At 61.2% G+C, this 19,310-nt stretch carries 19 protein-coding genes; 12 read left to right on the top strand and 7 right to left on the bottom strand.

What is annotated here, in order from left to right; genetic code table 11:
• Complete coding sequence (locus PXH66_RS06330) at positions 1 to 660, top strand: peptidase M22 (protein ID WP_330929089.1); 660 nt, start codon at positions 1 to 3, stop codon at positions 658 to 660.
• Complete coding sequence (gene alr / locus PXH66_RS06325; RefSeq protein WP_330929090.1) at positions 657 to 1,805, top strand: alanine racemase; 1,149 nt, start codon at positions 657 to 659, stop codon at positions 1,803 to 1,805. The genes PXH66_RS06330 and alr overlap by 4 nt, the downstream gene beginning before the upstream one ends.
• Before the next feature lie 102 nt (positions 1,806 to 1,907).
• On the opposite strand, the gene PXH66_RS06320 is transcribed toward alr, so the two are convergent.
• Both PXH66_RS06320 and PXH66_RS06315 read right to left on the bottom strand, forming a co-directional pair.
• Positions 1,908 to 2,471, bottom strand: a complete 564-nt coding sequence (locus PXH66_RS06320) for a YqgE/AlgH family protein (protein WP_330929091.1) — start codon at positions 2,469 to 2,471, stop codon at positions 1,908 to 1,910.
• Positions 2,472 to 2,504: 33 nt separating this feature from the next.
• Positions 2,505 to 2,996 carry a deoxycytidylate deaminase gene (locus PXH66_RS06315; protein WP_330929092.1) on the bottom strand — a complete coding sequence of 164 codons (492 nt, stop codon included), beginning with the start codon at positions 2,994 to 2,996 and terminating at the stop codon, positions 2,505 to 2,507.
• A gap of 75 nt (positions 2,997 to 3,071) precedes the next feature.
• Here PXH66_RS06315 and PXH66_RS06310 point away from each other — a divergent pair, with 75 nt between their 5' ends.
• Genes PXH66_RS06310 through rsmG form a run of 4 tightly spaced genes read left to right on the top strand, consistent with a single transcriptional unit; the run spans position 3,072 to position 5,499 of the window.
• Positions 3,072 to 3,824, top strand: coding sequence for a Nif3-like dinuclear metal center hexameric protein (locus PXH66_RS06310; RefSeq protein ID WP_330929093.1), 753 nt, complete (start codon positions 3,072 to 3,074; stop codon positions 3,822 to 3,824).
• A gap of 51 nt (positions 3,825 to 3,875) precedes the next feature.
• A complete protein-coding gene (gene aroQ, locus PXH66_RS06305; protein WP_330929094.1) occupies positions 3,876 to 4,307 on the top strand; it encodes a type II 3-dehydroquinate dehydratase in 432 nt (143 codons plus the stop codon).
• Entirely contained in the window at positions 4,304 to 4,846 is a 543-nt protein-coding gene (gene nusG, locus PXH66_RS06300) for a transcription termination/antitermination protein NusG (RefSeq protein WP_330929095.1), read from the top strand. Before aroQ ends, nusG begins: the two co-directional genes overlap by 4 nt.
• Positions 4,843 to 5,499 (top strand): 16S rRNA (guanine(527)-N(7))-methyltransferase RsmG, encoded by a 657-nt coding sequence (rsmG, locus tag PXH66_RS06295; protein WP_330929096.1) that lies wholly within the window; start codon positions 4,843 to 4,845, stop codon positions 5,497 to 5,499. Before nusG ends, rsmG begins: the two co-directional genes overlap by 4 nt.
• 232 nt (positions 5,500 to 5,731) lie before the next feature.
• On the opposite strand, the gene PXH66_RS06290 is transcribed toward rsmG, so the two are convergent.
• Positions 5,732 to 6,244 (bottom strand): phosphatidylglycerophosphatase A family protein, encoded by a 513-nt coding sequence (locus tag PXH66_RS06290; RefSeq protein WP_330929097.1) that lies wholly within the window; start codon positions 6,242 to 6,244, stop codon positions 5,732 to 5,734.
• 3 nt (positions 6,245 to 6,247) lie between these two features.
• Positions 6,248 to 6,820 carry a CDP-diacylglycerol--glycerol-3-phosphate 3-phosphatidyltransferase gene (gene pgsA / locus PXH66_RS06285; protein WP_345784021.1) on the bottom strand — a complete coding sequence of 191 codons (573 nt, stop codon included), beginning with the start codon at positions 6,818 to 6,820 and terminating at the stop codon, positions 6,248 to 6,250.
• A gap of 180 nt (positions 6,821 to 7,000) precedes the next feature.
• On the opposite strand from pgsA, the gene coaD reads away from it, so the two are divergent.
• Positions 7,001 to 7,483: a pantetheine-phosphate adenylyltransferase gene (gene coaD / locus PXH66_RS06280; RefSeq protein WP_330929099.1), complete on the top strand. Its 483-nt coding sequence runs from the start codon at positions 7,001 to 7,003 to the stop codon at positions 7,481 to 7,483.
• A 28-nt stretch (positions 7,484 to 7,511) separates the two neighbouring features.
• On the opposite strand, the gene PXH66_RS06275 is transcribed toward coaD, so the two are convergent.
• From PXH66_RS06275 to PXH66_RS06265, 3 genes are all read right to left on the bottom strand, one after another.
• Positions 7,512 to 8,513 (bottom strand): transposase, encoded by a 1,002-nt coding sequence (locus PXH66_RS06275; protein ID WP_330929100.1) that lies wholly within the window; start codon positions 8,511 to 8,513, stop codon positions 7,512 to 7,514.
• A gap of 167 nt (positions 8,514 to 8,680) precedes the next feature.
• Positions 8,681 to 9,886, bottom strand: a complete 1,206-nt coding sequence (locus tag PXH66_RS06270) for an IS481 family transposase (RefSeq protein WP_330931001.1) — start codon at positions 9,884 to 9,886, stop codon at positions 8,681 to 8,683.
• 621 nt (positions 9,887 to 10,507) lie between these two features.
• Positions 10,508 to 13,246, bottom strand: coding sequence for a M14 family zinc carboxypeptidase (locus PXH66_RS06265; protein WP_330927738.1), 2,739 nt, complete (start codon positions 13,244 to 13,246; stop codon positions 10,508 to 10,510).
• 166 nt (positions 13,247 to 13,412) lie between these two features.
• Here PXH66_RS06265 and PXH66_RS06260 point away from each other — a divergent pair, with 166 nt between their 5' ends.
• From PXH66_RS06260 to PXH66_RS06240, 5 genes are all read left to right on the top strand, one after another.
• On the top strand, positions 13,413 to 14,861 hold the full coding sequence (locus tag PXH66_RS06260) for an efflux RND transporter periplasmic adaptor subunit (protein ID WP_330927737.1): 1,449 nt from the start codon (positions 13,413 to 13,415) through the stop codon (positions 14,859 to 14,861).
• Position 14,862: 1 nt separating this feature from the next.
• On the top strand, positions 14,863 to 15,633 hold the full coding sequence (locus PXH66_RS06255) for an ABC transporter ATP-binding protein (RefSeq protein ID WP_330927736.1): 771 nt from the start codon (positions 14,863 to 14,865) through the stop codon (positions 15,631 to 15,633).
• Positions 15,634 to 15,658: 25 nt separating this feature from the next.
• Positions 15,659 to 16,870, top strand: a complete 1,212-nt coding sequence (locus PXH66_RS06250; RefSeq protein ID WP_330927735.1) for an ABC transporter permease — start codon at positions 15,659 to 15,661, stop codon at positions 16,868 to 16,870.
• A gap of 97 nt (positions 16,871 to 16,967) precedes the next feature.
• Positions 16,968 to 18,275, top strand: a complete 1,308-nt coding sequence (locus PXH66_RS06245) for a cytochrome ubiquinol oxidase subunit I (RefSeq protein WP_330927734.1) — start codon at positions 16,968 to 16,970, stop codon at positions 18,273 to 18,275.
• Complete coding sequence (locus tag PXH66_RS06240; protein WP_330927733.1) at positions 18,268 to 19,278, top strand: cytochrome d ubiquinol oxidase subunit II; 1,011 nt, start codon at positions 18,268 to 18,270, stop codon at positions 19,276 to 19,278. Before PXH66_RS06245 ends, PXH66_RS06240 begins: the two co-directional genes overlap by 8 nt.
• Positions 19,279 to 19,310 lie beyond the last annotated feature (32 nt).

The raw sequence follows: 19,310 nt of genomic DNA, 5'->3' as shown, positions 1-19,310 counted from the left end.
GTGCTTGCTCTCAACGACATCCATTCCCGCCACGGCCCCACTCTGATCCTCGATGCCAGCTCCACCGTAATTCACGGCGGTTGGCTACCGGTCAGCGGTGACGCTCGCTGGACCCGAATCGAAGCCGAGGCCAGTGCGGGGATCTTTCAAGTGCTCTCCGATCTGGGGTCTCAGCCCCGCGAAGCGGCATGTTTTGTATTCTGCGAAGGACCGGGATCCATCCTCGGTATCCGCACCGTCGCCACCGTGCTGCGCACGTGGATCGCGCTGCAATCACGTCCGGTCTACGCCTACCGGAGTTTGGAACTAACCGCTCACCAATGGGCCCAGCCCGGGGAGGCCGTCATTTGCGACGCCCGTCGGCAAAGCTGGCATACCCTCACTCGCGCCACCGACGCCACGCTCGGCCCGATTAAACGGGTAGCCACGGCGGACCTCCCGGGTTCCGGCTTGCTCACCCCCGACGGCTTTCGCCGCTGGAGTGCCCTGCCCGCCGCCGCCCCCCGCACGGTGCCCTACGATCCCACCGCCCTGTCCGGCACTTTGGCGAACACGCCTCTGTTACGCGAGACGAACGACCCCGATGCCTTTCTCCACGAAGATCCGAGTTACGCAACGTGGACACCCCAAGTTCACCAAGCTCCGCCGCCCAAATCATGATTCCCCGCGCGCAACTTCCGCTGCGGTGTTGGGCCGAGATCGATCTCGCTGCCCTTGAACGCAATCTGCGGCGAATCCGGGCCGCCCTGCCCGTCCACATGCGCTACGTCGCGGTGGTGAAAGCGGACGCCTACGGCCATGGTTTGCACCAAGTCGCGGCGCGGCTGATGCACGCCGGGGCCGATTTGTTTGCCGTCGCGACGCTCGCCGAAGCCGCTGCGCTGCGCGAATTGGGTCCGGGTTGGCCCATTCTCCTGCTCAGTCCGTTGGTGCCGGATGAGGACGAATACATTCCCCGCTACGACGTGGCCGTGACGGTTTCATCGCTCGACGAAGTGCATCGCTTCGATCGCGCCGGGTCCCATGCGAAGCGGCCCATCGATGTCCATCTCAAGATCGATACCGGCATGGGACGTTCCGGCGTGTGGCACACTGCCGCGACCGCCGTGTATCAGGCGATCCATGACGCCGCCCACTTGCGTCTCGTCGGCATCTACACGCACTACGCGAGCCCCGACGACGATCCCGCGTTCACCAGCGAACAACGCCAACGCTTCCGCCGTGCCCTCGCTTCATTTGGCGAGTTGGACACGACGCATCTGCTCATTCACGCCGACAACAGTGCCGGTCTCGAAACCATCGAGCGCGCCGGGCCGTTCAACGCCGTTCGCGTCGGCTTGCTCCAATTTGGCATCTCGCCCCGCCGCGGTTCGCTGCTCGACGACGTTTTGCCGGAGCCGGTGTTCAGTTTTCGCACCCGAGTCGGTTTGGTGAAGCATCTCCCCGCAGGCACCAGTATCAGCTACGGGCAAACGTATCGTCTCACCCAGGATTCACGTGTCGCCATTCTCACCGCCGGCTACGGCGACGGCATCACGCGCAGTCTGAGCAACCGCGGCGAGGTGCTCATCGGTGGCCAACGCTGCCGCGTCCTCGGTCGGGTGACCATGGACCAAACCATCGTCGATGTGACCCATCTCGAAGCCGTCGCTTCGGGCGATGAAGTCGTGTTGATCGGACGCCAGGGGGACGCCGAAATCAAGGTCGTCGAATTCAGCGCGTGGGCGGAATCCATCCCGTGGGAAACCCTTTGCTCCGTCACCAAGCGCGTGCCGCGACTCTACCGCACCTCGCTGGGGATCTAGTCAGGGAAGGACGACTTCCACGTCGTCCGCGTCCTGCTGGCCATCCGTGCGCAACGGCAACGCGGACCGGGTGGAACCCGTCCCTCCGGCAGTGTATTGAGCTCAGTTGAGCTCGGGGTCTTCGGGCTCGTTGGCCAACAACCGCCACTCCGGGCTGACCCGTGAAATCACGTGACGCCACAGCGAGTCGTCGAAGGTGAAATCCAAAATATCCGACGGGATGGCGCTCACCGCCCACGTGTCTTGCTTGAGCTCGTTTTCGAGCTGCCCCGCGCCCCAGCCGGAATAACCGAGAAACGCCCGCAAGGTCACTGCATCGCCTTGCGCCGCGACAAGCGATTCCGCCGCGGCCGGTTCGAGACCAAAGTGGAGTCGCAACCCTTCGCCGTCTTCGTGAAACCCGATCGCGCAAATCAGCAACCGATCAGTCTGCACCGGTCCGCCGGCAAACACGCGCACCTTCGCCAAAGCGTCGCTGCCGAACGCGTCATCCAACTCCGCCAAGGTTTGCCCCGTCGGTCGATTGAGCACCACGCCCATCGCGCCTTCGTCATCATGCGCCGACAACAATATCGCCGCATGGCGAAAATTCGGGTCCTGCAGCCCTGGATGCGCAAGCAGCAGCGACCCCGCCAGTTTGGCCGTCGTTTTGCCTCGTTCTCTCATCGCTTCGCGTTCCTGTTTTTCTCGTGGGGCCGGTCAGAGTTTTGTCACCGTCACACCGGCGTCGCCCAACACCTCCGCCACGATCGGATCATTGTGATAATCTTCGCGATAACGCACTTCCACGATGCCGGCCGAGGCCAAAATTTTCGCGCAATTGATGCACGGGTAGTGTGTCACATAAGCCACACAACCTTCGAGCGAACTGCCCCGCCGCGCCGCGTCGGCGACCGCGTTTTGTTCGGCGTGCACCGTCGCTTGTTCGTGGCCGTCGCGCACCCGCGAAACATGCGGCGTGCCCGGCAGGTAACCATTGTAACCCGCCGCGACGATGCGGTTGCGTCGTTCACCACCGCTGACCAACAGGCATCCCACGTGGAGCCGTTCACACGGCGAACGCGTGGAGAGAATGACCGCCGTGGCCATGAAATAGTCGTCCCACGACGGGCGTTGCCCGAATTTGGCCGCCGCATCAGCGATCAAATCCACGGGCGAGGTCAGGTCGAGTTCGGGGACGGCGGGCTCCATGACTTCACCCGTAAACCTCCCTCGGAAAAAATCCACCTCGAAAGCCACTCCGGTTTCCCCCTAACTCGTTTCTCCATGGCTCAACTCGATCAATTGGTTGCCTACTGCAACGACCGCACCCGCCTGCACGCCTACACCGACGCCCCCGGGGCCAAGAACGGCCTGCAGGTCGCCAATAACGGCACCGTCACCAAGATCGGGGCGGCCGTCGACGCCGGTCTCGTGCCCTTTCGCGCCGCCGTCGCCGCGGGCGTCGACTTCCTCATCGTGCACCACGGCATGTATTGGGACATGCCCCAGTTGCTCACCGGTCCGGTCTACGATCGCGTGGCCACGTTGATCACCGGCAACTGCGCCCTGTATTCCAATCATCTGCCGCTCGACGGACATCAGGAGATCGGCAACAACGTCCTGCTCGCCAAGCAACTCGGCCTCACGCCCGACCAACCGTTCATGATGATAGACGGTGAGCCGGTGGGCGTATCCGCGCCGTGGTCCGGCACCCGCGCCGATTTGCACGCCGCCCTCGCCACTCACTACGAACGTGTCGTGCCCATCACTTGCGGCTCGGATTCCCCCCGCCGCATCGCCTTTTGCAGCGGCAGTGGCAACAGCGCCATGAAGGAGCTCATCAAAACCGGTATCGACACCATGGTGACGGGCGAACTCCGGGAGGAATGGTTCAACGTCGCTCAGGAGCGCGGCATCAATGTTTTCCTCTGCGGACACTACGCCACCGAGGTCCACGCCGTCCAGGCCCTCGCGACCGAGCTTGCCGCCAAGTTCGATCTGCCTTGGGAATTCATCCGCACCGACAACCCGCTCTGAGGGAAAAGCTTCCTCTTTATCGTTCTCTTTCTCTTTCTCGTTCTCCTGCCCATGAAACGCATCGCCATTCTCAACGGCCCCAACCTCGACCGGCTCGGTAAACGCGAGCCCGAGATCTACGGCTCGACCACCCTCGCCGACCTCGAGACGCAGCTTTCCGCCGCCTTCGACGGCCAGGCCGAACTCACCTTCTTCCAAAGCAATCACGAAGGCGCCCTCGTGGACAAAATCTCCGCCCTGGCCGAAGCCGGCATCGACGGACTCGTCATCAACGGTGCCGCCTACACGCACACCAGTGTGGCACTCCGCGACGCCTTGCTCGGTTCGAAACTGCGCGCCGTTGAAGTGCACATTTCCAACCTCTACCTCCGCGAGGAATTCCGTCATCACTCATTCACCGGTCCCGCCTGCGTCGGCGTCATCACCGGTCTCGGACTCGAAGGCTACTACGCCGCTGTTCGTTTTCTCCTGCTCGAAGCTTGAGCACTGCGACCGATCAACCGCCGGCATTCTCCACCTTCGCGAGTGCCGCCAACGAAGCTTGGTGGGTTTGCCACACGAAGCCGCGCTGCGAAAAGAAATTCGCCGCGCTGCTCAGTGCCGAACGCATGGCGCACTACCTGCCGACCATCACGAGCATCCGCCGCTACGGAAATCGGGAACGCAGTTTCACCAAACCACTGTTTCCCAGCTACGTGTTCGCTCGCGTTCCCCTGGAGCGAAAGGCGCGTATCTACCAAATGGATCTGCTCGCCCGCACGATCCCGGTGACCGATGAACCGCAGTTCCTGCAACAGCTGGCCGACGTGCAAAAAATCGTCAGCTCCGGCTTCGAAACGACCATCCACCCCCTCTTCAAAAAAGGGGCGCCCGTGCGCGTCGTGAGCGGACCGTTGCGCGGCGTCGAAGGCATCATCGACGATCCAAAAAATCCTTCCGGCATCATCGTCGCCGTCGACGTGCTCCAGCAAGGCCTGCACATCGCCATCAATTTGGCCGACCTCAAATTGCTCCAACAATGAGCGAGGAAGTCGAGCTCGTGCCACTGCCGCCCGTTCCGGCTCACGCCTCCAAACGCCTTGATACCGCCGCCATCGCTCGCTTGACGGCTTACGGCGAGGCGCTCGCCACCGACGGCGTGGTCCGCGGCCTCATCGGACCACGCGAAGTGCCCATCCTGTGGGACCGCCACTTGCTCAATTGCGCCGCCATGGCCGAAGCGCTCAAACCCAACCTCAAGGTCGCCGACATCGGCACCGGTGCCGGTCTGCCTGGCATGGTGCTCGCGCTCGTGCGCCCGGACTTGAGCGTCGTCCTCGTCGACACCCTGCAACGGCGCTGCGAATTTCTGCAAGAGATGGTCGCCCAGTTCGACCTCGGCGATCGCGTCGAAGTCATTTGGGGCCGCGCCGAAACCATCGCACCGCTCGAAGCGGACATCGTCACTTCCCGCGCGGTGGCCGCCCTCAAAAAACTCGCGCCATGGTGCTTTCCTCACGTGCGCATCGGAGGACGCCTCCTCGCCATGAAGGGCCAAAAAGCCGCCGAAGAACTCGTCGCCGCCCACAAAGTGCTGCACCGGTGGAGCGCCGCCAAAGATGCTAAAATCATCACGTGTGGCGCCGGCTGGATCAACCCCACCGTCACGCTCGTTTCCGCCACCCGCCGAAAATAGCCCCCTCCCGTTTGTCACCTAATAGGTGACAAACACGCCGAGACCATTGACCAAGCGACGCCACCGGAAGACCGTTGGCTCCTGACTAATCGCGGTGAGCTATTGGAGGAGCGCACATAAGCCCGACCGGTTCCCGCCACGCTGGGTAGGGCGTTCGCTTGCGAATGCCGCAGCGTGATCGACGCGGTCGCCGCGAGCAACGACCCGACAGGTTTGGCCTGTTACACCCCGGCTAGAACCGCATTATTATCGCGGCAATGACATGCAGCGTAAGATTCGTCGCCAGCGCGGCGGCCACGTCGTCGGCGACGACGCCCCAACCGTCGGGCAAGTCCTGCAGTTTGCTGATCCCCAGCGGCTTCAAAATATCAAAAAATCGAAACAGCGCGAAGCCGGCCAGGAAGATCGCCCAGGGCGGGGCCACGCGCATCAGCGGTTGCCACGCGAGGAAGCAAAACGGAATCGCCACAAACTCATCCAACACGATCTCGCCCGGGTCACGCTTGCCGAGGCGAAACTCGGCTTCGCCGCACATGGCGATCGCCAGGTAAACGCCGAGACCACCGATGAGCAGCGTGCCGAAAATACCGAGGTCGTAGAAGAACAGGGTGAAATAAAGCAGACCAGCGACAGAACCCCACGTGCCCGGCGCCTTGCGAATGCGGCCCACGGGACCGATGGTCGCAAAATTCAGCACAAGCTCCCGCCGCAAAAAACGCGGCCAATTCGGTTGTTTCAATTTCATCACTTAGTCGGCCATCACGTGCGCGTGTCGTTTAAAATACGACGCCCCCGACGTCACCGTCAGGATAGCGGCCAACACGTAAAGGCCCAGTCCGACCCAATGGATCGCATCGAGAAATAGTTTCTCATCGGTCGGGAATAGATGCCCGAAATCATCGCGAAACATTTTCGCCCCCAGCAGCCAACCAATGGCGTTGAGCTGCGTGAACGTCTTCACTTTCCCGCTCTTGTCGGCTTCGACCACAATATTCTTAGACGCCGCCACCATTCGTAACCCCGAGATCGCCAACTCGCGGGTCAGAATGCAGAGCAGCAGCAACAGGGCGACCAGCGTGAAGCGGCCGAAAAAATCCGCATTCACCAACGCCATCATGAGACCGAGCACCATCACCTTGTCGATGACCGCATCCATGAACCGGCCGAAGGTCGACACTTGCCCGGATTTGCGCGCCCACAGGCCATCGAGCCAGTCCGTGAGGGCCGCGAGAATGAAGAGCCAAAAGGCCCAAGTCGCGGCTCCCGACCACGTCATCTCCATCATGCCGACCACCACAAAGAGCATGGGGATACGAGACACGGTGAGAATGTTTGGCATGTTCCAACGCATTCTGGAGATTCACTCGACGCACCCGCCCGCTTGCAACCCCGGAAACGTCACGATTTGCGCTCGCGCCGATCCCCGGTCGTTCGTCTAGTAACGCTCCTCCCGGCTGACTCACTCCGGTCCTCCTTCGTTGCTGACGTCTTTCCCCGCCCCATGCGCCATTGCATTTACCCCGGCACCTTCGATCCGATCACCCACGGCCATTTGGACGTCTTGTCCCGGGCCGCCAAACTGTTCGACCAAGTCACCCTCGCGGTGGCTCACAACCCCGGTAAAGCCCCGCTCTTCACGCCCGAGGAGCGCGTGGCCATGATCCAGCCGTCACTGGCCAAATTGCCCAACGTCAAAGTCACGACGTTCAGCGGCTTGCTGGTGAATTTTGCCGTGGAGCAAAACGCGGTCGCGATCATCCGCGGCCTGCGAGCGCTCTCCGACTTCGAGTTCGAGTTCAACATGGCGTTGATGAACCGGCACCTGAAAAACGACATCGAAACCATCTTCGTCATGCCAGCCGAAGCCTACTCCTACACGAGTTCACATCTCGTGAAACAAGTCGCCAAATACGGCGGCGACGTCTCCAAGTTCGTCCCCGCCAACGTAGCCCAATCCCTAGCGCGGGCCTACGCAACGGATTGAATGACCCACCGGAATATCAGCCGCCCCATCAAAGGGGACATTGTTTGACTCTTGACAGAATTGCCTGAAACTCAGCGCTTTCATCGCCTCGTTGCAGCGTAAAACGCCTCACAAATTGGCTTACGCTGGCCGGTTCGCCCATCGCCAATCGATTTGCCAACCAACCGTTACTCGCATCGGTCACCATTTTCATCGCCGCTGCTACCAATACTTTTGCGGGATCTGATTTTCTCGCGGGCAACTGCGTGAGGTCGAGTCCGGCAGCTTTTGCCCCCACGAGCAGGCATTTCTCCCAGCCACGTTCACGTTCGATTTGCCGAGCCTTCGACTCCAATCCACCAAAGCGCCGCTTGCCTGAGGTGTCGGTTCCTGCACTGAGCCGCTCGCTAAGCTCAGATCGGAACGCCTCCGAGCCAATGCACCAGCCCCGGCTCAAGTGACGATACTGCTCGTCTCGGTCCCCTGGATCCTCCGCTGCCCTGAAAACCAAATATCGCAAATATCGACGCCAACCAGCGGGAGAATCCGGCAGTTGACCTGCTTCCGTCAGCACCGTGTTGCCAATAAGCGATCCAAGTCCCGAATTGCAGGTAAATTGATACAGGGAGCTCCACCGAAATGAAGCTACTTCGTCCGCCCCCACCACCCCTGCCCTCACGGGATTGAGATGAATATAATGGCACACCTCCGCCAAAGCGTGACCGGGCTGGACATGCAGCGATTTAAACCTCCCCTGAAACGGACGTCCGACTAGCCCGCGTAAACGATTGAAGCGCGCCACCCACGTCCCCTGCAGCCACTTCATGCCCGAGCTCAGATTCGCCTCCGGGGTTTCCAGCGCTAAATGAAAATGGTTTCGCATGATCACATAGGCGTGCAGTCGCCAGTGATAACGCTCGCAAGCTTCAAGCAACGTGCGCTCGAAGGCCTCTCTAGCTCCGTCGCTCTCAAAGATATCGCGACGGTAGTTACCCCGATTAATCACATGGTAACACGCTCCTGCGTATTCAAGTCGGGCGGTTCGCGGCATGACCAATATAGACGAGAGCCATCAGGATTTTGTCAAGAGTCAAACAATGTCCCCTTCGGTTGATCAACAATGTCCCCTTCGGTTGATCTCTTCGTCCGCCCCGGAATGATCGGGACATGGGTTACACAAAGTCCAGGCACATGGGTTACACTTTTGGGAGGTTGGGTTTACGGGTTGTGTTTGGCGAGGGGAACCTGATGCGGGGGAACCATGTAGGCCGCAGGCCGGAATGGGTCCCCCGCATTGAGGGTGAGGTTGGCGAGGTGGATGTTCGCAAAGTGCAGCTCGCTCGTGCCCGCATCCGTGCGGTGGATTCCCACGGTGACTCCGGCAAACGCCTCCCCGACATGATAGCTGCGTTTGCGGTAGTTGATGAACCCGGCCTCGGTAACACGTCGACGCAGATAGTCGGCCGGGTAACGCACGGCGTTGTCGTTCTCGTTTAGGCGCCGCTGACTGGAGTGGTAAATCTCGGCCGGTTTTTGCATGTTGATGCCTTCGTGAGGACGCTCGTGGTTGTAGGTAAAGCGCCACCGGTCGAAGAGGCGTTGTTGGGCGCGTTGATTGCGTGCGCTGGGCTGCAGGGTCTCGGCTTTCAGGTCGCGGTGCATGCGTTCGTGGGACCCATTATCCTGCGGATGCCCCGGTCGGGTGAACTCCACTTGGATGCCTTGGCTGATCCACCACACGCTCAATCGAGAGAGCCTGCCCCAGCCGTTGGAAGCGAAGGGTGAGCCGTTGTCGACGCGGATGATCTCCGGAACCCCGTGGTAGCGCATGATGTTACGACAGGCCAGGTGGGTGCCTCGGAACTGCTGATCATATCGGGCTTGGCAGCACACGACGTAGCGCGAGAACCGATCACACACCGTCAACGGATCACAGCGGATGCGATCCTGCGTCAGGAACCAACCCTTGTAGTCGAACGTCCACACGTGGTTGGGGTGAGTCGGATCGGTCAACTCGCTGGGCCGGGGATGATAGAGTCCAGGTTTACGCCGCCGCTTCTTGATCAGGCCGTGACTCTTCAGCAACGAGGCGATCGTGCTGCGCGCCGGAGGCTGCATTATCCCGTGCTTACAGTGCAGTAGATCCTGTAGCTTCTTGGGGCCCCAACTGGGCTTGGCTTTGCGCTCCTGGAGCACCAGCTCGACTAGCTCCGTAGTCGTCTGGTGGGCACAGCCACGGGGACGACGGGACCGATCGCCCAAACCGGCGGAACCTTCCGCCGCGTAACGACGCAGCCACTTATGACCGGTCTTGCGACTGATATCAAAGTCTTCGCACAACTGCGAGACGGTAAAGCGGCCCGTAGCCGCCATGCTGATGAACTGCATCTTCTGGTCCATTGGTGACACTTCTTTCCAGGGCATACGCCCAGTTTAAGTGTAACCTATGTCCCTAGACTATCTGTTACCTATGTCCCCGGTTCATACCCTTTGGCTCCCTTCGGTTGGCTCTTCGGTTGGCTCGTCCCGACCCCGTCCGGCTGTCCCACCCTGTCCGGCTTGCTTCAAATCCCGGCGACATAAATTGACGATCAACCCCCTTAACTAAGTGCCATTCAGGATTGACCCTTTTTTTTGCTCCCTTTTTGGGGCCTAGACGTTTCTTTACGCCCTTTTGGATCACGCAAGATCACAAACAATGAAATCAATACAGATGTAACCCCAAATATCCGAGAGCCTGTCGGCCCTAGCCGGGCTGCGCCATACCTGAATTCACCTGTTATTAGATAATATAAACCTAATGACAATATAATATAAAAATGCCAATTCTTCATCTATCTATAACTATCCACCTGGTTCCCATTCATCAAATATACCTCCGATTTGACCAGCGACGAAATCAGTAACGCTCGCTGGATTTATTCCGTTCGGTCCGGCACCTGCAGCTGACCCAGCAAAACTGGAAGGTCCGAAAAAGGGGACATTGCTTGAATCTTGACTGATTGGCTGCGGGCGGGAATTCCATAGCTTTTCATTCTAAATGACCTATCGCGAGTATCCCCCGGTTTGGTTCTGCAAGCCTGGCGCGTAGAGAATCGCGTTCATCAACATGCGCGTCGTGGCGTGCCACCAGGCGCGGTAACCGGGTTCGTCGCTGAAGAGGATGATGTGACCGCGGCCCACCGGCTCGTCCACCACTGCGGCTGTGCCTCCGATGAGGCGCTCCGTGTTGTCCGGCCATACGTAACCAGCCAGACGAATATTCTCCTGGGGGAACTTCAGCACGTTGAAGCCCGTCTCCGACGCGGTGAAAAACGTATCCGAATTCACCAGAAACGGGAGCTCATCCTGCTCGTAACCAAACGACAGGAAGTGATCGTGATCGACCATCGTGCGCATCATCGCGCCCGGCACGGGTAAGGGTTCCGCGTCCGGTTCGTCTTCACCGTCGGCGTCATCGGCTTTGGCGTCATCATCATCGTCCGCACCAACTCGCTTGATACTGGTCCAGCCCGTGTCGGCATCGATCGCGAACTCCGTGGCCCAGCCGAGACAGATCAACGTGCCGCCTTGGCTGACCCAGGTTTTCAAGTTGGACTTGCCGCCGTCGCCCAGCAGCCGGCCGTAGTGATGCGGGCTGCCGGCCGGCAGCACCACCACATTGAACTTGCGCAGGTCGATCGAACCGAGCGTATCAACCGCGACCGGCACAAATTCCAGACCGTAAGTTTCTTCAAACAGGTAGTGCAGCGCCCCGTAGCTCGACGGAATCACGCCGTCGCCCGTCGCCACCAAAACCTTGGGCGCGGTCAATGCGAAGGTGGATTCGCTGCCGATGCCGGTGATGCCCGATTCCGTAAAGGCCGTGTTCGCCACGCCGACCTCGATTCGATGCCTTCGGGCAAGCTCGCCGATGCGCTCGTGCAGCGAGGTCGGATTGCGCTCGATCCGCACGACTAGGGAACCGCGCGGATACGCTACGCCGCCAACATCCATGGAGCGCACCGCCGTCGCCACGCGGTAACCTTCCTCCAGCAAATCAAGCGCCAGTCGCACGGCGCCTTCCGTGCCTGGCCGGATGACATACGCGGCCGTGGCTCGCGGTGGTGCCGCCACCGAGGGCGCGACCACCTCGCCGATCACGTCGCCGCTGAAGTTGACCGCTGCGCCGACTTGATACGCCTCGACGTCGTAGGCCAACGGCATCGTCCACGCCGTGACGTCGTAAAATTCGTAGTCGTCGTCCGGTGCATTTTCACCGCGATCGCGGTTGCGTTTCATCTTCTCCTGCTGCCGCTCGATAAACGCGTCATCGATAGCGGTGTCGGGTTCCAGCAAAGCTCGGGCGACGTGGCCTTTGGGCTGCGCCATATCGACCACGAACGTGCCAACCGGCATGGTGATTTCGGCCGTATTGACGCCGAAATAGTTCGTTGCGGTCGGCAATGTGGCGACTGCCGTCGTGGTCTGCACTTCGACGCCGCTCCGGCGTAGCGCCCGCACCAGTTCACGCGTGCGATGCGGGTCTGTGCCCGCCGGAATCCATACCTGCTGAAGGTCGGCTTCGCGCCCTGCCTTCACGGCCGATACAAAGTGCTCCCGGAAATCCCGCAAGCGCGCCTCGCGATGGGCGGCCGCCGTCGCGATTGTTGCCAGGCTCGCCGTGAAGTGCTTCGCGATCGCCGACCGCAGCGTCATGATCGTTTCGTCGTCGCGCAGATAATTGAAGCCGCGTTTGCCGCCACCACTGGTCTCGTAGGTCATGCCCGTCGCCCCTTGGAGCGCGGGCCAGCTGTCCCAGTAACCGGCATAGAAAATGTCAAAGTAGTCGCGCACGTAATACATCCAGCCCTGCTGATCGAACGCGGCCGCATTACCCCGCCCAAACACATCCAGCCAACGCTCCAACGACTCGCGCGGGAGGTTGGGATTGATAGGCAGGGCCGCCGGCGGGAAGAAAAACTCTTTGGTTTCACCGTGGTGATCGGCCGCGACCTGCGGCAGCCATTCCAAGAATGCCGCCCCGCTGTTCCGGCTTTCCACCTGCGAGGTCGGGATCATGTCCCGGTTCAGATCGAAATAGTAGTGGTTGTAACGCCCTTGGACATTCCACGGGTTCTCTTTCTCGTAAGCAAACCGTTCCGGCCGACCCAGACCATGCGCGTTGGCCCACACCACAAATCGTTCGCGACCATCGGGATTCTGACAGGGGTTCATGATGACCACCACGTCATCGAGCCAGGCCTTCACGGTCTTGCTCTCGCTGGCGACCAACTCGTAAAGCACCCGGATGGCGGCTTCCGTGCCCGCAGCTTCATCGCCGTGAATATTGTAGCCCAGCCAGACGATGATCGGCTGCTTCGCGATCAAACGATCGATTTCCCGATCCGAAAGCTCCGCACGGCCGTCAGCCAAGCGTTGATTGGCCGCTTTGATGTCGTCCAATCGGCGCAGGTTTTTGGCCGACGAGATCGCGACCACATGCATGGGGCGGCGTTCGTTGGTCGCACCGGTCGGAAACACCCGCACGCGGTCGGAGTGGGCATACGTCTCCAGCACCTCCAAAAACGCGCCATACTGCGCGTAGGCTTCCCCCGGCTCGTAGCCGAGTAAGGTTTCCGGTCGAGGCAACTTTTCCCTGTATTCGCCGGTGCTATAAAAATCGAACGGTTGCTCCACCGGCACGAGCAGAGGCGTCGGCGTTTGAGCCCACAATCCGGTGGCAGTGGCGAGGAGCGCCATTCCGGCGGCGATTCCTCGAAGGAGGCGAATGTGGGCAATCATGCGGCGCGAAAAATAGGTCAAAGCAGAGCCGAAACAACCTGCTGGAGAGTGGAGCCGCAACATGTTTTGCCCGGACCACAACTTCGCGTAACCGCCCTCCCCGTCATGCGTCTATTGCCTCATCACCCCGATTCTTCTCATCGGATTTCAACGTTCATACACTCCCGTGCGTTCCTCCCTTCCCTCCCGTCGTTCCCGTGAAACCGGTGCCTCGCTTGTCCTCATCATCGTCGTCCTCGCTCTGGTCGGCGGTGCCGCCTATTGGTGGTTCTACGCCCGGGGTGGCACCACGGGGTCCGACCTGCAATTTCGCACCGCCGCGATCAGCCGCGGTGCCGTGACCCAGACCATCACCGCCACCGGCGAGCTCCAACCCGTCATCGAGGTTGAGGTGAGTTCGCAAATCTCCGGACTGGTGACCGAGGTGCTGGTCGACTTTAACGACATCGTGAAAGCGGGCGACGTGCTCGCGCGAATCGACCCCGCCACCTACCAGTCCCGGTTGGAATCCGCGCAGGCCGAATTCACCAACAGCGAAGCCAATCACCGCCTCGCCAGTCTCAACAACGATCGCGTCGTTTCCTTGTTTGAGCGAAAATTGGTTTCCCGTCAGGAGCTCGATCAGGCTCAGGCCACCCTCGCCCAAGCCAACGCGCAACTGCTGATCCGGCGTGCGGCTGTCGCCAACGCCGAGACCGATTTGGCCCGCTGCACGCTTTACGCGCCCATTGACGGCATCGTAATCGATCGACTCGCCGAGGTCGGCAAGACCGTCGCCGCCAGCCTCAACGCCCCCACGCTCTTCACTTTGATCAACGATCTCTCCGAAATGGAGATCAACGCCTTCGTATCCGAGGCCGATATCAGCCTCGTCGCGGAGGGCCAACCGGTCGAGTTCACCGTCGATGCATTTCCCAACCGCACCTTCCGCGGCCTCGTGCGCCAGATCCGCAACTCCCCGCAGAGCGAACAAAGCGTCGTCGTCTACTCCACCATCATCAAAGTCGACAATCGCGAGCTGAAGCTGAAACCCGGCATGACCGCCAACGTTTCCATCGTGATCGCCTCACGCCCCAACGTGCTTCGCGTGCCCAACAGCGCCCTGCGGGTCCGCATACCCGATACGATCACGATCAACGAGCGCCCGGACACCGCCGCCCTCGCCGACGCCACCGTCACCGCCGAACCGGCCGATCCGCGCGAACAATTTCGGGCCCTCATGAAAGAGGCGGGCTGGGACGGCGAAGGTCGTCCCGATCGCGGTATCATGGTCAAGGCCCGGGCCCTGGCCGAACAACGCGGCGTTGAAATTCCGCAACGCGGTGGAGGTGGCGGTGACGGCGCGGGCGGTAACAATGCTCGCCCCCAGCGACAAGCGCCGGCCGACAATCGCCCGACGGTCCGGACCTTGTATCGTGTCGTCAGCACCGATCCCACTCCCGTGCTCGAAAGCGTCAAAGTGCGTCTCGGCATCACCGACGGCTCGACGACTGAACTGCTCGACGGACTCAACGAAGGCGACGAGATCATTACCGGCCTCATGATCGTTGCCGCCGGCGACGATACGGCCGCCAACAATCCCTTCGCTGCTCCCAGCCGCGGTCCCCGTCGCTGACATGACTCCCGTCGTCCAACTCACCGAAATCCACAAGACCTATCGGACCGGCGACATCGAGGTGCACGCCGTGCGCGGGGTCACGCTGTCGATCCAACCCGGCGAGTTTGTCGCCCTCATGGGTGCGTCCGGCTCGGGTAAGTCCACGTTGATGAATACGCTCGGCTGCCTCGATCGACCGAGCAGTGGCAGCTACATTCTCGACGGCGTCGATGTCTCCAACCTCGGCCGCAACGAACGCGCCGACATCCGTAACCAAAAACTCGGCTTCGTTTTTCAGGGCTTCAATCTGCTCTCCCGCACCACCGCATTGGAAAACGTCGAGCTGCCCATGCTCTACGCCGCCGAACGCATCTCCGCCAAGGTCATGCGCGACCGCGCCATGGCCGCCCTCGACATCGTCGGGTTGGCGGAACGCGCCGACCATCACCCCAGTCAACTTTCCGGCGGTCAACAGCAGCGGGTCGCCATTGCCCGCAGCCTCGTGAACCATCCGCAAGTGCTGCTCGCCGACGAGCCCACCGGCAATCTCGACTCCCGCACCACCGTCGAGGTGATGGGCGTTTTTCAGGACCTCAACGACCAGGGTATCACGATCATCATGGTCACGCACGAGCTCGACGTCGCCCACTATTGCAAACGCAACCTGATCCTGCGCGACGGCCGTTTGGTCCGCGATGAGACGGTCAAGCAACGCCTGCAGCCCGCCGCCGAACTCAGTCGCCTCGCCCGCCTCGAAGCGGAAGCCGCGCTGACGGCCGACACCGTCTGAACCTCTTTAACCACCCCACTTTCCCGTGAGAATCGCCGCCACCAGTGTCATCGCCATGCGCGCCTTGCGCCGCAACACCATGCGTTCCGTGCTGACCGCCCTCGGCATCATCATCGGCGTCGGCGCCGTGATAGCCATGGTCAGTATCGGCAACGGAGCCAAGTCCCAAGTCGAAGCCCAAATCGCCTCGCTCGGTCAAAACATCGTCACCGTCTTTCCCGGCAGTGTGACCACCGGCGGCGTGCGTGGTGGCTTCGGCGGTGCCAGCACCCTTTCCGCCGAGGACGCCGACTCCATCGCCGACGAAGTCCCCGGCATCGTCGCCGTCAGTCGCAGCGTGCGCAGTCGCGAACAGGTTCAAGCCAACGGTCAAAACTGGCGGCCGTCGATTCAGGGCGAGGACCCCGAGTTTTTGCAGATCCGGGTCTGGCCCTTGGTCTCGGGTGACATGTTCACCGCGCAGGATGTGCGCAACTCCGCCAAGGTCTGTGTCGTCGGCCAAACCGTAGTCGATCAGCTTTTCGGAGGCGAAGACCCCGTCGGCCAAACCCTGCGCATTGGCTCCGTGCCGGTGAAGATTCTCGGTGTGCTGTCCAAGAAGGGTTACAACTATTTCGGCTCCGATCAGGACGACGCCGTCGTGCTGCCTTACACCACGGTCATGCGACGCCTGAGCCGTCCCCGCACCAATCTGAGCAGCATCACCATCCAGGCGCTTTCGCCCGAATTGATCCCTTCGGTAAAAGCCGAAGTCGAGTCCCTGCTCACCCAGCGGCGCTCGGGTCGCGAACCCGACTTCATGGTGCGCGATCAACTCGAACTTGCCGAAACCGCCACCGAAACCTCCCGCACGATGACCGTGCTCCTCGGTGCCATTGCCGGCGTTTCGTTGCTGGTGGGTGGTATCGGGATTATGAATATCATGCTCGTGAGTGTGACCGAGCGCACCCGCGAGATCGGAATCCGCCTCGCGGTCGGCGCCCACAGCACCGACGTGCTGGCGCAGTTCCTTTTTGAAGCCGTGTTCCTCAGCGTGCTCGGCGGCGCATTGGGCGTTTCGCTGGGCGTGGGTGCATCGCAAATCGTCGCTGACACCTTGAAATGGCCCGTGTTGATTTCGGTTCCGGCCATCGTCATCGCGCTGAGTGTCAGCGCCGCCATCGGTATCTTCTTCGGATTTTATCCGGCGCGCAAAGCCGCCATGCTCGACCCCATCGACGCGCTGCGCTACGAGTAGCCGCCTGATTCGGGCCGCGAAATCGTGCTACTGTCTGGCGGATCGATCCGCTGATCACTTGCGCCCGGCCACCGGGATAACCAACGTTCCGGTCGGCATGGACAATCTCGAAGCCGCCCGCGCCACCATGGCATTCTCGTTGGGGTTTCACATCATCTTCGCCGCCATCGGCATGACGATGCCGTTCCTCATGTCGACCGCGCACTACCTGCATTTGCGCACGGGTGATCCGGTTTACCTGGCGTTGACCAAGACGTGGATGAAAGGCGTCGCCATTCTCTTCGCGGTTGGCGCGGTTTCCGGGACGGTATTGTCGTTTGAGCTCGGATTGCTGTGGCCCGGTTTCATGGAGCATGCGGGCGCGATCATCGGCATGCCGTTTTCGTGGGAAGGCACCGCCTTCTTCATCGAAGCCATCGCAATCGGACTGTTCCTCTACGGTTGGAAACGCATGAATCGCTGGGCGCACTGGGCCACTGGGTTAATGGTCGGCATTTCAGGTTTCATCTCAGGCATTTTCGTGGTGGCGGCCAACGCGTGGATGAACTCGCCGGCCGGTTTCGACTGGGTCAATGGCGAGGCCGTTAACATCGACCCTGTCGCCGCCATGTTCAACCGCGCGTGGCTGCATCAAAGTCTGCACATGCAGCTCGCCGCCGTGCAGGCCGTGGGGTTTGCCGTGGGCGGCATCCACGCGTCGCTGTTATTGCGCGGTCGGGCGCCGGATCTGAACCGCAAGGCGTTTACCATCGCCATGGCGTTTGGCGCGACCGCCGCGATCCTGCAGCCCTTCGCCGGGCATTTGGCCGCGCATCAGGTGGCTCACTTTCAACCGGCCAAACTCGCAGCCATGGAAGCGCACTTTGAGACGTCCCGCCGCGTGCCGCTCTACATTGGCGGCATTCCCGATGTGGAAGCACAACGCGTCGACTACGGCATCCCGGTGCCCGGCCTGCTGAGTCTGTTGGCCCACAACGATATTGACGCCGAAGTCATCGGTCTCGACCAGTTTCCCCGCGAAGACTGGCCACCGGTGGTGATCGTGCACATCGCGTTTCAGGTCATGGTGGGAATCGGCATGCTCATGGCCGGGCTGGGGCTGCTCTATTTCTGGTATCGACGCCGCCAACGTTACCCACGCTGGTTTTTGCGCACGTTGGTGGGCTGCATTCCCTTGGGAGTGATCGCGATCGAAGCCGGCTGGGTGGTGACGGAGGTCGGGCGCCAGCCCTGGATCATCTACGAAGTCATGCGGACGGCCGATGCCGTGACGCCGGTGCCGGGCATGGTGTGGCACTTCGCCCTGTTTCTCGTCATGTATCTGACGCTCGCCGCGGCCACGGTCTGGCTGTTGCGACGACAGATGCAGACGCTGCAATCATCCGCCGCCGAACATCATGGTTGATCTGCTCATCGTTATCATCGGGGCATGCCTGCTGCTCTACATCACCCTGGGCGGATCCGATTTTGGCGCGGGCATCCTCGAGCTGTTGCCCGCTGGCGAATTGCGTGATGCCCAAAAACGCGCCGTCAATGCCGCCATGGGACCGGTGTGGGAGGCGAACCACATGTGGCTGATTTTGGTGGTCGTGATTCTGTTCATGGGATTTCCGCCGCTCTTCACCACGCTGATGGTGTCGCTGCACGTGCCAATGCTGGCGCTGCTCGGAGGCATTGTCGTGCGCGGTTGCGCGTTCACGTTTCGACACTACGACGCGGTGCAGTCTCCGCGTTCGCAGCGGGTTTACACCTGGTTGTTCGGGCTCTCCAGTTTGTGGACGTCGTGGTGGCTGGGCACGATCGCGGCCAGCCTGCATCGGGGCATCATCGACCCGGAAGCGCGGAGTGTTTGGTCGGCTTACTTCGCTCCGTGGTGGGGCTGGTATCCCATGGCGGTGGCCGGGTTCGTCACCTGTATTTTCGTATTCCTCGCCTCGGTCTTCCTGATCGGGGAAACCGAGGATCCGGCGTTGCGTCGGCGGTTCACCCGCGCCGCCATTCGGGCTAACATTGCCGTGGTGCTCGCCGGCGGGGCCGTGTTCCTCAGTTCATTTTACGAACGGGAAAACCTCTTCAACGCCGTGACCCAAACTCCCGCGATCTGGGTGCTGGTCGCAGCGGCCACCGGGTTGCTCGTCCTGCTGTGGAACTTCGTCAATCGACGCCGCACGCTGCTCGTGCGAACCATGGCGGCCGGTCAGGTCGCACTCATCCTCGGCGGCTGGTATTTGCTCTATGTGCCGCGCGCCGTCACCACCGTGACGGGGCCGGTTCGCTTCCATGATGTCGCCGCGCCACCCGCCACTCTCACGCAACTCTTGATCGCGCTGGTGGTGGGCAGTGGATTGATCTTCCCCGCGCTCTACTATCTGCTGCGCGTATTCAAACTTTCACCGCCCTCCGACTGAGACCGCGGGAAAATCTACCGCACGAGGAATTG

It is taken from the genome of Synoicihabitans lomoniglobus (assembly GCF_029023725.1).
In the GTDB taxonomy this organism is placed as follows: Bacteria; Verrucomicrobiota; Verrucomicrobiia; order Opitutales; family Opitutaceae; genus Actomonas; species Actomonas lomonigloba.
Note: the sequence above shows the minus strand (reverse complement) of the source record. Positions and strands in the feature narration are given on the sequence as shown.